Origin of the sequence: Weizmannia sp. FSL K6-3076 (assembly GCF_038007245.1) — a bacterium.
Lineage (GTDB): Bacteria > Bacillota > Bacilli > Bacillales > Bacillaceae_C > Weizmannia > Weizmannia faecalis.
This window is the reverse complement of sequence record NZ_JBBOWU010000001.1, coordinates 2,939,914-2,953,798: the sequence shown is the minus strand read 5'-3', so window position 1 is coordinate 2,953,798 and position 13,885 is coordinate 2,939,914. Positions and strand designations below refer to the sequence as shown.

The window sequence follows — 13,885 nt, the reverse complement described above, 5'->3', positions numbered from 1 at the left end:
AATTGATTGTTGACATGAACGAGCTCAGCCACACAGAAGTAGAAAAAAATAAAACAGCGATTGGAACATGCATAAGCTGGAAGTCAGGTATCCGTTAAAAACGGGCTGTTTCTTGCGGGAGGCAGTCCGTTACCTTGCCATGACCGGAGCTTAAGTCCCTAGCACTTTTTCAAATCTGGGCACGCGCTTATAAGCAATCTTTTAAACAAAGAAAATTCCATTGCTGTTTGGAGCTCATTAAAATCACCGTGTATGGATTGAATTTTTTCGCGAGATATATTATACTGTCTGTAACCGGTTACACAGGAAAGGTGAGGCATTTGGCAACGATCAGAGATGTGGCAAGTGAAGCGGGTGTGTCGGTGGCGACGGTATCCCGCGTGCTGAACGGAAAGGGATATGTCAATGAAAATACCCGGAAGGCAGTTGAGGCTGCCATCCGGAAATTAGCGTACAAACCAAACGAAGTGGCCCGTTCACTTTATCACCATCAATCGAAGCTGATCGGTCTTGTTATCCCGGATATTACAAACCCTTTTTTCCCCGAGATTGCCAGGGGCGTGGAGGATTTCTTCCAGGAAGAAGGGTACCATGTCATGATTGGCAATAGTGATGAAAGCCGTGAGAAGGAAGTGAATTATATAGAAGCCTTTTCACAGCATAATGTGATGGGGATTATCAGTACATCAAGCGATGACATCTCACAGTGGGCCGGTTTGGACATTCCTGTTGTATTGCTAGACCGAATTCAGGATGACTTTCCTTCCGTTTGCGCGGATCAGGAAGCTGGGGGAAAATTGGCTGCGCAAATTTTGCTCGAACGGGGAAGCCGCAATATCACACTGATGAGAGGACCGCATCATTTGCGCACTGCCCAGGAAAGGTTTTTGGCGGCGTTAACTGAACTTGGCCGGTCCAGTGCAAGGTTTCAAGTATTGAACACCGCGTTTTCGTATCATCATGCCCTTGAAACAGCAAAGCAGCTGTTTGACTGTTACCCGGATACAGATGGAATCATTGCAGCCAATGATATGGTGGCTGCAGCTGTCTTGCGGGAGGCATTGGCAAGAGGGAAAAAAATTCCCGATGGACTGCAAATCATCGGCTTTGACGATATTCCCATCAGCCAGCTTGTATACCCTGCGCTTTCTACCATTCATCAGCCGGCTTATGAGATGGGAATGGAAGCTGCCAAACTTTTGCTGGAATGCATGCATCAACAGACAAATTTGAAAAAGAAGATCAAACTCTCGATTGCATTTAAAGACAGGGAAACAACAAGAAAGGAAGGCGGATAGAAATGGTGCAAATTACAGTGGTCGGAAGCATCTCAATGGATCTCGTCGTGACAGCTGACAGAAGGCCACAGGCAGGAGAAACCATTTTAGGGCACTCATTTAAGACGGTGCCGGGCGGAAAGGGAGCAAATCAGGCCGTTGCTGCGGCAAGGCTTGGGGCAAAGGTAAACATGGTTGGCTGTGTTGGGGATGATGCGTATGGCACGGCCTTAATTGAAAATTTGCGTCAAAATCATGTTTCTGTACAATATGTGGAACCGGTTACACATTGCAGTTCCGGCACCGCGCATATTACGTTGGCGGAAGGGGACAACAGTATTATTTTTGTCAAAGGAGCAAACGATTTTGTCACACCGGATTATGTGAAAAAGGCAAAAGAAGCGTTTGAAGGCTCTTCTATTGTCTTAATCCAGCAGGAAATCCCGTACGAAACAGTTGAATATGTCGCGAAACTTTGCGAAAAAAACCAGATTCCGCTCTTGTTAAACCCTGCGCCGGCGCGAAAAATTTCCCCAGCGATTCTTGAAAAAACGGCATACTTGACGCCAAATGAGCATGAGTGCAATGTCCTTTTCAACGGGATAGGCAGGTCCGAAGCGCTAAAACGACATCCAAACCGGTTAATCATTACAGAAGGGAAGAACGGGGCAAGATTTTATGACGGAAGAGAAGAGATTGTCGTGCCAAGTTTTCCGGTTAAAACAGTGGATACCACCGGCGCCGGTGATACTTTTAATGCCGCATTTGCAGTGGCCGTTGCAGAAGGGAAAGAAATAAAAGAAGCGCTTCTGTTTGCAAACCGTGCTGCCTCGTTGTCGGTGACAAAATTCGGGGCACAGGGCGGCATGCCCACCCGCGAAGAAGTAGACGGGAGGAAAGAATGATGAAAAAGCACGGAATGCTGAACAGCTCGATTACAAAAGTCTTGGCAGACCTGGGACATACAGATTGGCTTGTGATTGCCGATGCCGGGCTGCCGGTTCCTAAAGGCGTGCCAAAAATTGATCTTGCATTAACTCCGGGAACCCCTTCGTTTAAAAGTGTGGTCAAGGCTGTCTGTGATGACATGGTGATAGAAAAAGCCATTGCGGCAGAAGAAGTGAAAGACGGAAACCCGGGCCAGCTGGCGTTTTTAAATGAACAATTTCCGAATTTGATAGAATTCGTTCCACATGAGGATTTCAAAAAAATGACAGAAAAAGCAAAAGCGGTTATCCGTACCGGGGAAATGACGGCTTATTCAAATTGCATTTTACAGGCGGGTGTCTTTTTCTAAGAATGCAGCTGTTTTAGAACAAAGTAAAGGATGCCAGAAATAAAGGGAGGGAACCCGATGCAAATTGAAATGCATGACATCTATAAATCTTTTGGTGCCAATAAGGTGCTTGAAGGGGTAAATTTTTCGCTGTTGCCCGGCGAGGTCCATGCATTAATGGGGGAAAATGGTGCTGGAAAATCAACTTTAATGAATATTTTAACAGGCCTCCATCAAAAAGATAAAGGCAAAATTATTATGAATGGCAAAGAAACATTTTTTCAAAATCCAAAAGAGGCGGAACAGGCCGGCATTGCATTTATCCATCAGGAATTAAATATTTGGCCCGAAATGACTGTCCTTGAAAATTTATATATTGGAAGAGAAATAACACGTCCCTTTGGCGTTTTAAAAACGAAGGAAATGAAAGCGCTAGCAAAGGGTGTGTTCGATCGTTTAAACATTTCCTTGCCATTTGACCGGCTGGCCGGTGCCTGTTCGGTGGGGGAACAACAAATGATTGAAATTGCGAAAGCCTTGCTTACAGATGCTGAAGTCATGATTATGGATGAACCAACGGCTGCTTTAACCGACCGTGAGATTCAATCTTTATTCTCTGTCATCGAATCACTGAAAAAGAATCATGTTTCGATCGTCTATATTTCTCACAGAATGGATGAAATTTTTCAAATCAGCGACAGAATTACAGTGATGCGGGATGGTAAAACAGTCGATACAAAACGGACGAAAGATACCGGTTATCAGGAAGTCGTTAAAAAAATGGTGGGCCGTGATTTAGAAGAACAATTTCCACAAAGAACAGCCCGTCAAGGAAATACGATTTTAGAAGTCCGCCATTTTTCCAGCCGGCAAAAATTCAAGGATATCCATTTTTCGGTCCGGTCCGGGGAAATCCTTGGAGTTGCAGGGTTAATGGGGGCAGGCAGAACAGAGATTATGCGCGCATTGTTTGGCATTGATCCCTACGATGCCGGCGAAATTTTTATTGAAGGGAAAAAGGTCCGGATCAAAAATCCAAGTGATGCGGTACAAAAAGGCATTGCTTTTATCACAGAAAACCGGAAAGATGAGGGGCTGATTCTTGACTTTACCATTCGCGACAATATTGCGCTGTCAAACTTGGAAAGCTTTGCTCCAAATGGCGTGATAAAAGCGGCTGACGAAAAATCATTTGTTGACATGATGATTCAGAGGCTGCAAATTAAAACCTCCTCTTCAGAAACAGTTGCCGGAGATCTATCGGGTGGTAACCAACAAAAGGTGGTTCTTGCAAAGTGGGTTGGAACAGCTCCAAAAGTATTGATTCTTGATGAACCGACAAGAGGAATTGATGTAGGCGCAAAACGTGAAATCTACTATTTGATGAATGAATTAACGGAAAGGGGTATGGCCATCATCATGATTTCCTCTGAATTACCGGAAATCCTTGGGATGAGTGACCGGGTTCTTGTTATTCATGAAGGAGAAATTGCCGGCGAATTGGACAAAGCGGAAGCTACACAAGAGAATATCATGTTCTTAGCGACGGGAGGAAAAAAACATGGAACAAGCAACTAAAAGAAGCACGGTTGTTCTGCAAAAACTCGGTCCATTACTTGCTTTTATCTTGTTATTTATTGTTGTTGCCATTTTAAATCCTTCATTTATTGCTCCTTTGAATTTGCTCAACTTATTGCGGCAAGTATCGATTAACGGATTGATTGCATTTGGCATGACTTTTGTGATATTAACCGGCGGAATCGATTTATCTGTTGGTTCAACGCTGGCATTATCCAGTGCCCTCATGGCAGGAATGATTGTTGCAGGTCTGAATCCCCTTCTAGCAATCGTTCTTTCAGCCTTGATCGGTGCGCTGTTGGGCGCTGTGAACGGTTTGTTTATTACAAAAGGAAAAGTCGCCCCGTTTATTGCAACATTGGCTACCATGACGATATACCGCGGTTTGACAATGGTATATACAAACGGAAATCCAATTACCGGACTTGGTGACAACTTCGCATTCCAGCTGTTTGGCCGCGGCTATTTCTTAGGCATTCCGGTCCCGGCCATTACGATGGTCATCACATTTTTCATTTTATGGTTTATTTTGCACAAAACTTCTTTTGGTAGAAAAACATATGCAGTGGGCGGAAATGAAAAAGCTGCTCTTGTTTCCGGGATTAAAGTGGACCGGGTAAAGTGGTTAATCTACAGTCTGGCAGGGTTATTGGCAGCACTTGCCGGGTCCATTTTAACTTCGCGTCTCAATTCGGCCCAGCCGACAGCAGGCACTTCTTATGAAATGGATGCGATTGCAGCGGTTGTCTTAGGCGGGACAAGTCTGTCAGGCGGCAAAGGAAGAATTTTCGGCACACTGGTCGGCGCACTTATTATTGGTACATTAAACAATGGATTAAACATTCTGGGAGTCTCTTCTTTTTATCAACAGGTCGTAAAAGGGGTCGTCATTTTAATTGCTGTCTTAATTGACCGGAAAAAATCGTAAAGCGGGGTGCAGATGATGAAAAAGATGATGAAAATGATGACTGTATGTTTGCTTATATTGTCTTTAGCTGCTTGTTCCATGGAACCGCCATCATGGGCAAAACCGGGCCATCATAAAGAATTAAAGGATATGAAAATCGGCTTAAGTGTTTCTACTTTGGATAATCCTTTCTTTGTTTCATTGAAAAACGGCGTGCTCCAGGAAGCGAAGGAAAAGGGAATGAAAGTGATTACGGCAGATGCCCAAAATGATTCCGCTAAGCAAATTAATGATATAGAAGATCTTATCCAGCAGGGTGTGGATATTTTACTCATCAATCCAGTAGACTCTGCGGCTGTCTCATCCGCAGTTGAAAGCGCGAACCACATCGGCATTCCGGTGATTACGCTTGACCGGTCTGCAGATAAGGGGAAAGTGGAAACTTTAGTTGCTTCAGATAATGTGAAAGGCGGAAAGATGGCAGCAAACTATATCATAAGCAAGGTTGGGGAAAATGCAAAAGTTGCAGAGTTGCAGGGAACACCCGGTGCATCTGCTTCACGTGAACGGGGACAGGGATTTGACTCCATTGCAGATAAAGAATTAAATATTGTTACGAAACAAACAGCTAATTTTGACCGTACGCAGGGCATGAACGTAATGGAAAATATTTTGCAAGGGCACAAAGACATCCAGGCTGTTTTTGCCCAAAATGATGAAATGGCTTTAGGGGCCATCCAAGCGATTAAAAGTTCAGGAAAAAATATAATTGTGGTGGGATTTGACGGAACGGATGATGGATTAAAAGCTGTTAAACAAGGACAGTTGAGTGCGACAGTTGCCCAACAGCCTGTGCTAATCGGAAAAGAAGCCGTTCAGGCTGCGTCCAAAATATTAAAAGGGAAAAAAGTCAAAAGCCGTATTGCTGTGCCGTTAAAATTGGTAAAGGAAAAATAAGTTTGTCCTGCTGAACGGACTGGATCTCCTTGCGTATCTGGTTCGTTCAGCAGGATTATTTAACGGCTTTCCGAAAGAAGTCTCCCATCCTCAAGGAATGTGAAGGTGCGAATCGCACCAATGAGTAGGTGGGAGATGAATTTCGGTTGGCTTTAGCCAAAGTTATTTTTCCAATCCTTTTCTCAACAATTCTAAGATTGCGGCTGTTCTAGTTGGAATCCCATTTTCTTTTTGATATTGCTCCAATTTTTCTAATATCGTCTTAGGCATACGAATTTCTACACGTTCTTTCTCTTCTCTCATGATTATCACCTCATATTGATTGTACGGATTTTTTACGATATAATCAATATATACGAAATTTTTCCGCACAAAGTGAGGTGAATTGATATGGCCAAGCAAAACAAAGCTTTCAAGTTTCGTTTGTTACCAAACAAAGAACAATCCGCATTATTAGCTAAGACATTTGGTTGTGTTCGCTTTGTCTACAATAAGATGTTAGCTGAACGCAAAGAAACGTATGAAAAGTTCAAGGATGATAAAGAATTGCTTAAAAAGCAAAAGTTTCCGACTCCTGCAAAATATAAAAGTGAATTTCCATTCCTAAAAGAAGTGGATTCTTTAGCTTTGGCAAATGCACAAATGAACTTACAGACTGCTTATAAGAATTTCTTTGAAGGAAATGCGGATTTTCCAAAGTTCAAAAATCGTAAAGCAAAACAATCCTATACAACTAATATGGTCAACGGAAATATTAAGCTAGAAAATGGTCATATCAAACTGCCAAAAATCAAAAAGCCAATAAAAATGAAACAGCATAGAGAGATACCTGCTGATTATAAAATCAAATCTTGCACTATTTCTAAAACAAAGACAGGCAAATACTACATTTCAATTTTGACAGAATATGAGAAAGATATTCGTCCAGTTAAAATACAGAAAGTTGTTGGTTTGGATTTTGCTATGGATGGTCTATATGTCGAGAGTGAACAGGGTAAGAAAGCCAATTACCCACGTTACTATCGGCAAGCCTTAGATAAATTAGCAAAAGCACAACGAATTCTTTCTCGAAGAAAGAAAGGTTCTGCACGTTGGAACAAGCAACGACTAGTAGTGGCTAAGTTACATGAGAAAGTGGCGAACCAACGCATGAATTTTCTTCATCATAAGTCAAAAGAATTAGCTTCTAACTTTGATGCTGTCGTGATTGAGGACTTGAACATGAAAGGGATGTCTCAAGCCCTTCACTTTGGGAAAAGCGTTCACGACAACGGTTGGGGGATGTTCACTACTTTCTTAGCGTATAAGCTAAAAGAACAAGGGAAACAACTTGTGAAAATTGATAAGTGGTTTCCCTCCACTAAGAAGTGTTCATGTTGCGGCAAGGAAAAAGAAATGCCATTATCTGAACGTGTATATAAATGTTCTTGCGGCTTTGTATTAGATCGCGATCACAATTCAGCAATCAATATCAAAAATGAGGGATTACGCTTATTAGCGTTATCATAAGTAACAAAACTCTTGGAACAAGAGGGTTAGCTCGGTCAGTTTTCGTTGGCTAGTAAAAGCAACGATAAGTCGAGAAGCCCCCACTTCAATCAAACCGTAAGGTTGATAAGTGGAGGGTAGTTCACTCTTTGTCAAATATTCTGCTGTAAAATTTTTGATCTACATCCTTTGGCACTTGATTCTATTTTCCATTTACATAATTTACAAAGCCGCAGAGTCAGAGACAAATGAATATTTAGGTGATAGAGTCTGGCCTTTATATCGCACCTGGAATGAGATGGGCGATAGCCAGACTAAAACAGCATCCTAATAAGAGGGTACTGTTTTGATGTTTAGATAGTTTACCAATTGGGATGAAGGTTACTATTTTTTGAGTTTGGCCGGGAAATGTCTTTCATTAGGGTGATAAAAGACAAAATGTTTTGAATCCACGCGTGAAATGTCCTTCATCCGTGTAATGAAAGACAAAATGCTTTCCTCATATTGATTGTACGGATTTTTTACGATATAATCAATATATACGAAATTTTTCCGCACAAAGTGAGGTGAATTGATATGGCCAAGCAAAACAAAGCTTTCAAGTTTCGTTTGTTACCAAACAAAGAACAATCCGCATTATTAGCTAAGACATTTGGTTGTGTTCGCTTTGTCTACAATAAGATGTTAGCTGAACGCAAAGAAACGTATGAAAAGTTCAAGGATGATAAAGAATTGCTTAAAAAGCAAAAGTTTCCGACTCCTGCAAAATATAAAAGTGAATTTCCATTCCTAAAAGAAGTGGATTCTTTAGCTTTGGCAAATGCACAAATGAACTTACAGACTGCTTATAAGAATTTCTTTGAAGGAAATACGGATTTTCCAAAGTTCAAAAATCGTAAAGCAAAACAATCCTATACAACTAACTTAGTCAATGGAAACATCGAATGGAAAGATGGTCATATCAAGTTGCCTAAACTAAAGCTTGTAAAAATCAAACAGCATAGAGAAATTCCTGCTGATTATAAATTGAAATCCTGTACCATTTCCAGAACAAAGTCAGGAAAATACTATGTTTCCGTACTAACAGAATACGAAAAAGATATACAGCCTAAAACAATAGAAAATGTCATTGGGCTAGATTTTGCTATGGCTGAATTATACGTGAGTAGCGAGAATGAGAAAGCCAATTATCCTCGTTATTATCGTGTGATGTCAGAAAAATTAGCAAAAGCCGGGCGCATTCTGTCCAAACGCAAGAAAGGTTCTGCACGTTGGAACAAGCAACGACTAGTAGTGGCTAAGTTACATGAGAAAGTGGCGAACCAACGCATGAATTTTCTTCATCATAAGTCAAAAGAATTAGCTTCTAACTTTGATGCTGTCGTGATTGAGGACTTGAACATGAAAGGGATGTCTCAAGCCCTTCACTTTGGGAAAAGCGTTCACGACAACGGTTGGGGGATGTTCACTACTTTCTTAGCGTATAAGCTAAAAGAACAAGGGAAACAACTTGTGAAAATTGATAAGTGGTTTCCCTCCACTAAGAAGTGTTCATGTTGCGGCAAGGAAAAAGAAATGCCATTATCTGAACGTGTATATAAATGTTCTTGCGGCTTTGTATTAGATCGCGATCACAATTCAGCAATCAATATCAAAAATGAGGGATTACGCTTATTAGCGTTATCATAAGTAACAAAACTCTTGGAACAAGAGGGTTAGCTCGGTCAGTTTTCGTTGGCTAGTAAAAGCAACGATAAGTCGAGAAGCCCCCACTTCAATCAAACCGTAAGGTTGATAAGTGGTGGGTAGTTCACTGGGGTGAAATGATGAAAAATCCAGTCTTTTTATTAGCGCCGGATTCGTTTAAAGAGAGCATGACGGCAAAAGAGGTATGTGCCGCAATGGAAGCAGGGATTAAAAAAGCGATCCCGGATGCTGTTTGCATTCAGGTTCCAATGGCGGACGGCGGGGAAGGAACGGTTCAATCGCTGGTGGATGCAACAGGCGGAACGATTTACCAGCAAACCGTCACAGGGCCGCTCGGACATCCGGTCACAGCCTGTTACGGGATTCTCGGAGACGGGGAAACGGCAGTAATTGAAATGGCATCTGCAAGCGGCATCCATTTGGTCACAAAAGAAACGAAAAATCCGTTGGTTACCACAACCTATGGTACCGGAGAACTGATTAAAGCCTGTCTGGACAAAAAAGTAAAACAGATTCTGATCGGCATTGGCGGCAGTGCCACAAACGACGGGGGCGCCGGGATGGCACAGGCGCTCGGTGTAAAATTTTTAGATGAAAGGGGCGGGATGCTTCCTTTTGGCGGCGGTGCACTCGGGGATTTGGCGGAAATTGATTTGGCCGGCCTTGATCCGCGCTTGAAAGAGGTGCAAATTTTTGTCGCATCGGATGTTACCAATCCTTTATGCGGGGAAAACGGCGCTTCTCATGTATTCGGGCCGCAAAAAGGCGCGACGAAAGAAATGGTTGCGCTCTTGGATACCAACCTTTCGCATTATGCCGCCATCATCAAAGAACAGCTTGGCAAAGATGTTGCTGAGGTCCCAGGGGCAGGGGCTGCAGGCGGCCTCGGTGCCGGTCTGATGGTGTTCACGGATGCCGTGTTAAAAAGCGGCATCGAGCTTGTCGTGGAATACACCGGATTGGAGCAAAAAGTAAAAGATGCTGATATCGTTTTGACCGGCGAAGGCAGCATCGATTTCCAGACGCAGTTCGGGAAGACCCCTTATGGCGTGGCCAGGGCAGCAAAAAAACATGGGAAACCCGTAATTGCCGTTGCCGGTTATGTCGGGGAACAAATTGATGTTTTATATGAAAAAGGCATTGATGCGATCTTTGGCATCCTGCCCCGCCCGATGGCGCTTGAAGACGCTTTGCAAACGGGTGCTGCCAATATTGAGAGAACATGCGAAAATATCGCGCGGCTTTTGGTGCTAGCGAAACAGTAGAGGGCGTATCATATTTTCACGAAACGGCAGCAAGCCGTTAACTGTGATTAGATGCCCATGCCGCAGTGAATACGGCACCACCAGAAAAACGAAAATCAGCCGGCGTATATTTTCAGGATAGACGCCCTGGTGATGCAAACCAATGGATGCCGTTAAAAATTCCGGTACAGGACGTTAGCCATTTGCGCAAGCTAAACCGCCATACAAAGCCGCAAACGAGCGCAGACCGCAAAAAGGCTGCGCTTTTCACCTGCGTAGCAACCGGTATGCCAGTTCGAACAGATCAAACAGCTGAAATGGATTTTTTTCTATCAACTCTTTAAAATTTTTATGGAAGAATGTTTGTCTGACTGGATTAAAATAAAAGTCCGCTTTTTATGGAATTTTATCTTATTTTAACGCGATATCCATGAGGTGTAAGCGTATTAATTGCTATTTATATATAACAATTTTACTATAAAAATAGGATATTTATGATAAACGATATTCAATTAAAAATTTGGCAAGGGGAGTGGAAAAAATGAAAGCAGCAGTATGGCACGGAGAAAAAGATATTCGTGTAGAAGATGTTGAATTGCGCCCGTTAAAAGAGAATGAAGTGAAAGTAAAAGTAGCATGGGCCGGGATTTGCGGCAGTGACTTGCATGAATACCAGGAAGGGCCGGTATTTATTCCTGTTGGCGAAGAAAATGAATTTACCGGTGAAAAAGCGCCGCTCACGATGGGGCATGAATTTGCCGGTGTGATTGAAGAAGTCGGATCAAAAGTTACCAAGTATAAAGCAGGCGACAGGGTTGTTATTAACCCGACGATTACCCGCGGAATCAAACCGGATGAATTCGATCGTTATGACGGCTACGCTTTTATTGGATTACATAGCAATGGCGGATTTGCGGCATACGCCAACATTCCAGAAAATAATATTTACCGCGTGCCGGATTCCTTGTCTTTGGAGGAAGCTGCATTAGTTGAGCCTAGCGCGGTTGCTGTACAGGCTGTGAAAGATAGTGGTTTAAGATTTGGCGATACGGTTGCGATTTTTGGTGCAGGCCCGATCGGATTATTGACCATTGTTGCAGCACGTGCGGCAGGTGCAAGCCGGATTGTCGTGGCGGATTTGTCGCAACCTCGTCTGGACCTGGCGAAAAAAGCAGGCGCGACCGACATTATTAACTCCGGGGAAAAAGATGCCGTCCAAACCATCCGTGATCTTGTTCCGGGCGGCGTAGATGTATCCTTTGAAGTGGCCGGCGTTGCTCCGACTTTCAAACAAGCACTTGATGCAACGAAAGCACGCGGGATTGTCGATGTCATTTCTATCTTTGCACGCCCGATAGAATGGAACCCGATGCAGTTAACGAATACAGGTGTTAGCGTTACAGCATCGATTGTTTACACGAAGAAAACATTCCAACAAACGATTAACCTGATTGCATCCGGCCAATTGAAACCGCAAGACGTCGTTACCAGCCATATCCAATTGGAAGAAATCGTTGAAAAAGGCTTCGAAGCTTTGCAAAAGACAAATCCCAGGCGAAAATTTTGGTTAAATTGAGCGGGGAGAAATAAACCTTTTAAGAAGAGGCCGGCCCGGGCTGATTCCGGGCCGGCCTCTTTTCTTTGCAAGAGGAAATCACAACCTTTTTGCGGGGCGCATAGGCTAATGTGGAAAACCGTTAATTATCCAAACAGAGGAGTGGCGGGATATGGCTAGAAAAGTGTTGCATTATTTTGCAGGCGGCAATACCGGGAAAGGGTTTGCGCATTATTTGGATTCAAGTTTGCAGGGTTTGGATCGCGTGTTTATTTTAAATGGCAGGACAGGGAAATCATACATCATGGAAAAACTGGCGGAAGCGTGGAAGCAAAAAGGTTATGATCTTGAACTGATTCATTGCCCGTCTGCCCCTGATTCGCTGGATGGCCTGATGATTCCAGGATTAAAAACAGGAGTGGTGGATGGGAATGCGCCGTATGCGATTGAACCGAAAGCAAATGGATCGGTTATGATCCTGGAGGACGCATTGGACGCCAAATATGAAAAAGAGGTATTGCAGCTGAATCGCCGTATACAGGAAGCCTATCAATCTGCGTACAAATCGTTTGCGGAAAGTTTGCGCCATCATGATGACTTGGAGGCCATTTACTTAAAAGAAATGGATTTTGAAAAGGCAGGCCAGGTGACACAGCAGCTGATTGAAAAGCTATTTGGCGGGAAAACCGGGGGCGGGAGCGCAACGGTATACCACCGTTTTCTCGGGGCAGCCACACCAAACGGAGCAGTTGACTTTATCCCAAATCTGACGGAGGGGCTATCGAAACGCTATTTTATAAAGGGGCGGGCCGGAACCGGCAAATCCACAATGCTGAAAAAAATTGCGGCCAAAGCGTCAGAAAAAGGATTCACGACTGAGATTTACCATTGCGGATTTGATCCAAACAGCCTTGATATGGTCATCGTCAGGGAACTCGGGTTTTGCATTTTTGACAGCACCGATCCGCACGAATATTTCCCTGAGCGAAATGGGGACGAAGTGATAGATATGTACGCGGCTGCGGTGACGCCGGGTACGGATGAAAAATACGCAAACGAAATTCAAGCTGCCCATAAGCGGTACAAAGACAAAATGAAAGAAGGGACCGCCTGGCTGCACGAGGCAAAAGTGCTGAACGATAAACTGGAAATGTACTATGATGAGGCACTGGACTTCGCAAAAGCGGACCAGATCTATCTCAAGATCAATCAAGGTATCCAGGAAGCTGAACGCCTGCAAACGCAATCGTGATAAAATGGGATGCCGCCGGGAAATGCGGCATTTTTTTTGAGGAAATGTAAGGCATTGCGGGGTTTTTCGGGAAGGCCCGTGTTTTTCAAAGTAGATTCTCATGCCCAGTGAACGCGGCACCAGCAGAAGAATGAAAATCAGCCTGTGCAATTTTCCAGGATAGTAAGGAAAGGCATCACGCGATTCCCCAGGTACCGATTTGCCTCCATAAGGCAACATATGATTCCCCACGGGGCTATCGTCTTGTTGAAAAACATTACGGTTTCCCGGTTTCCAGCGTAAAAGGGAAAAAGAAAGACCCGAATCGTTTTCCGGAGACGCTCCCCCTTTCGTATTGAAATCCAAAACACACTATGGTAGGATACTATATGTAGTTAGTTGTCTTGGAAATCAATACTAAATATAGTATTTTGGGTGAGGGTGGCAGATCTGTCTGAAAGGGAATCCAGTTTAAATCCGGGCTGCCTACAAAACTGTTCGGCTGTATTGCCCATCAGAAGAGTGCCACAACGCGGTGCATGACAAGCGGCTGAAGCCTACAAAACTGTTCGGCTGTATTGCCCATCAGAAGGGCCAGAAGCACAAGCCAGGCCTGCCATAACTTGATGTTTCGGAGGGCGGAATTTTTGCCGTTTTGGCCGCCG

General features: G+C 43.6%; 11 protein-coding genes and 1 pseudogene. 11 read left to right on the top strand and 1 reads right to left on the bottom strand.

Going from position 1 to position 13,885, the window contains the following annotated elements:
• The first annotated feature begins 320 nt into the window (after window positions 1-320).
• Genes NSS95_RS14000 through rbsB form a run of 6 tightly spaced genes read left to right on the top strand, consistent with a single transcriptional unit; the run spans window position 321 to window position 5,995 of the window.
• Complete coding sequence (locus NSS95_RS14000) at window positions 321-1,298, top strand: LacI family DNA-binding transcriptional regulator (RefSeq protein WP_035183435.1); 978 nt, start codon at window positions 321-323, stop codon at window positions 1,296-1,298.
• Window positions 1,299-1,300: 2 nt separating this feature from the next.
• Window positions 1,301-2,182, top strand: a complete 882-nt coding sequence (gene rbsK / locus NSS95_RS13995; RefSeq protein ID WP_041819469.1) for a ribokinase — start codon at window positions 1,301-1,303, stop codon at window positions 2,180-2,182.
• Window positions 2,182-2,574 (top strand): D-ribose pyranase, encoded by a 393-nt coding sequence (gene rbsD, locus NSS95_RS13990; protein ID WP_041819467.1) that lies wholly within the window; start codon window positions 2,182-2,184, stop codon window positions 2,572-2,574. Before rbsK ends, rbsD begins: the two co-directional genes overlap by 1 nt.
• 57 nt (window positions 2,575-2,631) lie before the next feature.
• Window positions 2,632-4,131: a sugar ABC transporter ATP-binding protein gene (locus NSS95_RS13985; RefSeq protein WP_340713991.1), complete on the top strand. Its 1,500-nt coding sequence runs from the start codon at window positions 2,632-2,634 to the stop codon at window positions 4,129-4,131.
• Window positions 4,115-5,059 carry an ABC transporter permease subunit gene (locus NSS95_RS13980; protein ID WP_026684459.1) on the top strand — a complete coding sequence of 315 codons (945 nt, stop codon included), beginning with the start codon at window positions 4,115-4,117 and terminating at the stop codon, window positions 5,057-5,059. Before NSS95_RS13985 ends, NSS95_RS13980 begins: the two co-directional genes overlap by 17 nt.
• A gap of 15 nt (window positions 5,060-5,074) precedes the next feature.
• Entirely contained in the window at window positions 5,075-5,995 is a 921-nt protein-coding gene (rbsB, locus tag NSS95_RS13975; protein WP_013860507.1) for a ribose ABC transporter substrate-binding protein RbsB, read from the top strand.
• Window positions 5,996-6,157: 162 nt separating this feature from the next.
• Here the strand turns inward: rbsB and NSS95_RS13970 are convergent, their stop codons facing one another.
• Window positions 6,158-6,298 carry a ribbon-helix-helix protein, CopG family gene (locus NSS95_RS13970; protein WP_003352379.1) on the bottom strand — a complete coding sequence of 47 codons (141 nt, stop codon included), beginning with the start codon at window positions 6,296-6,298 and terminating at the stop codon, window positions 6,158-6,160.
• An 87-nt stretch (window positions 6,299-6,385) separates the two neighbouring features.
• On the opposite strand from NSS95_RS13970, the gene NSS95_RS13965 reads away from it, so the two are divergent.
• The 5 genes and pseudogenes from NSS95_RS13965 to NSS95_RS13945 all read left to right on the top strand — a co-directional run bounded on the left by NSS95_RS13965 (window position 6,386) and on the right by NSS95_RS13945 (window position 13,241).
• Entirely contained in the window at window positions 6,386-7,504 is a 1,119-nt protein-coding gene (locus NSS95_RS13965) for an RNA-guided endonuclease InsQ/TnpB family protein (protein ID WP_014095882.1), read from the top strand.
• 555 nt (window positions 7,505-8,059) lie between these two features.
• Complete coding sequence (locus NSS95_RS13960; RefSeq protein ID WP_014097055.1) at window positions 8,060-9,172, top strand: RNA-guided endonuclease TnpB family protein; 1,113 nt, start codon at window positions 8,060-8,062, stop codon at window positions 9,170-9,172.
• Between the two features lie 137 nt (window positions 9,173-9,309).
• Window positions 9,310-10,455, top strand: coding sequence for a glycerate kinase family protein (locus tag NSS95_RS13955; RefSeq protein WP_041818033.1), 1,146 nt, complete (start codon window positions 9,310-9,312; stop codon window positions 10,453-10,455).
• A 520-nt stretch (window positions 10,456-10,975) separates the two neighbouring features.
• Window positions 10,976-12,024: pseudogene (locus NSS95_RS13950) on the top strand (2,3-butanediol dehydrogenase).
• A 137-nt stretch (window positions 12,025-12,161) separates the two neighbouring features.
• Window positions 12,162-13,241, top strand: coding sequence for a PRK06851 family protein (locus NSS95_RS13945; protein WP_013860503.1), 1,080 nt, complete (start codon window positions 12,162-12,164; stop codon window positions 13,239-13,241).
• Window positions 13,242-13,885: the final 644 nt, after the last annotated feature.

Coding starts and splice junctions, on each gene's coding strand:
- rbsD (WP_041819467.1), top strand. CDS start 2,182: ATGAAAAAGCACGGAATGCTGAACAGCTCGATTACAAAAGTCTTGGCA.
- rbsK (WP_041819469.1), top strand. CDS start 1,301: ATGGTGCAAATTACAGTGGTCGGAAGCATCTCAATGGATCTCGTCGTG.
- NSS95_RS13970 (WP_003352379.1), bottom strand. CDS start 6,298: ATGAGAGAAGAGAAAGAACGTGTAGAAATTCGTATGCCTAAGACGATA.
- NSS95_RS13945 (WP_013860503.1), top strand. CDS start 12,162: ATGGCTAGAAAAGTGTTGCATTATTTTGCAGGCGGCAATACCGGGAAA.
- NSS95_RS13960 (WP_014097055.1), top strand. CDS start 8,060: ATGGCCAAGCAAAACAAAGCTTTCAAGTTTCGTTTGTTACCAAACAAA.
- NSS95_RS13965 (WP_014095882.1), top strand. CDS start 6,386: ATGGCCAAGCAAAACAAAGCTTTCAAGTTTCGTTTGTTACCAAACAAA.
- NSS95_RS13985 (WP_340713991.1), top strand. CDS start 2,632: ATGCAAATTGAAATGCATGACATCTATAAATCTTTTGGTGCCAATAAG.
- rbsB (WP_013860507.1), top strand. CDS start 5,075: ATGAAAAAGATGATGAAAATGATGACTGTATGTTTGCTTATATTGTCT.
- NSS95_RS13980 (WP_026684459.1), top strand. CDS start 4,115: ATGGAACAAGCAACTAAAAGAAGCACGGTTGTTCTGCAAAAACTCGGT.
- NSS95_RS13955 (WP_041818033.1), top strand. CDS start 9,310: ATGAAAAATCCAGTCTTTTTATTAGCGCCGGATTCGTTTAAAGAGAGC.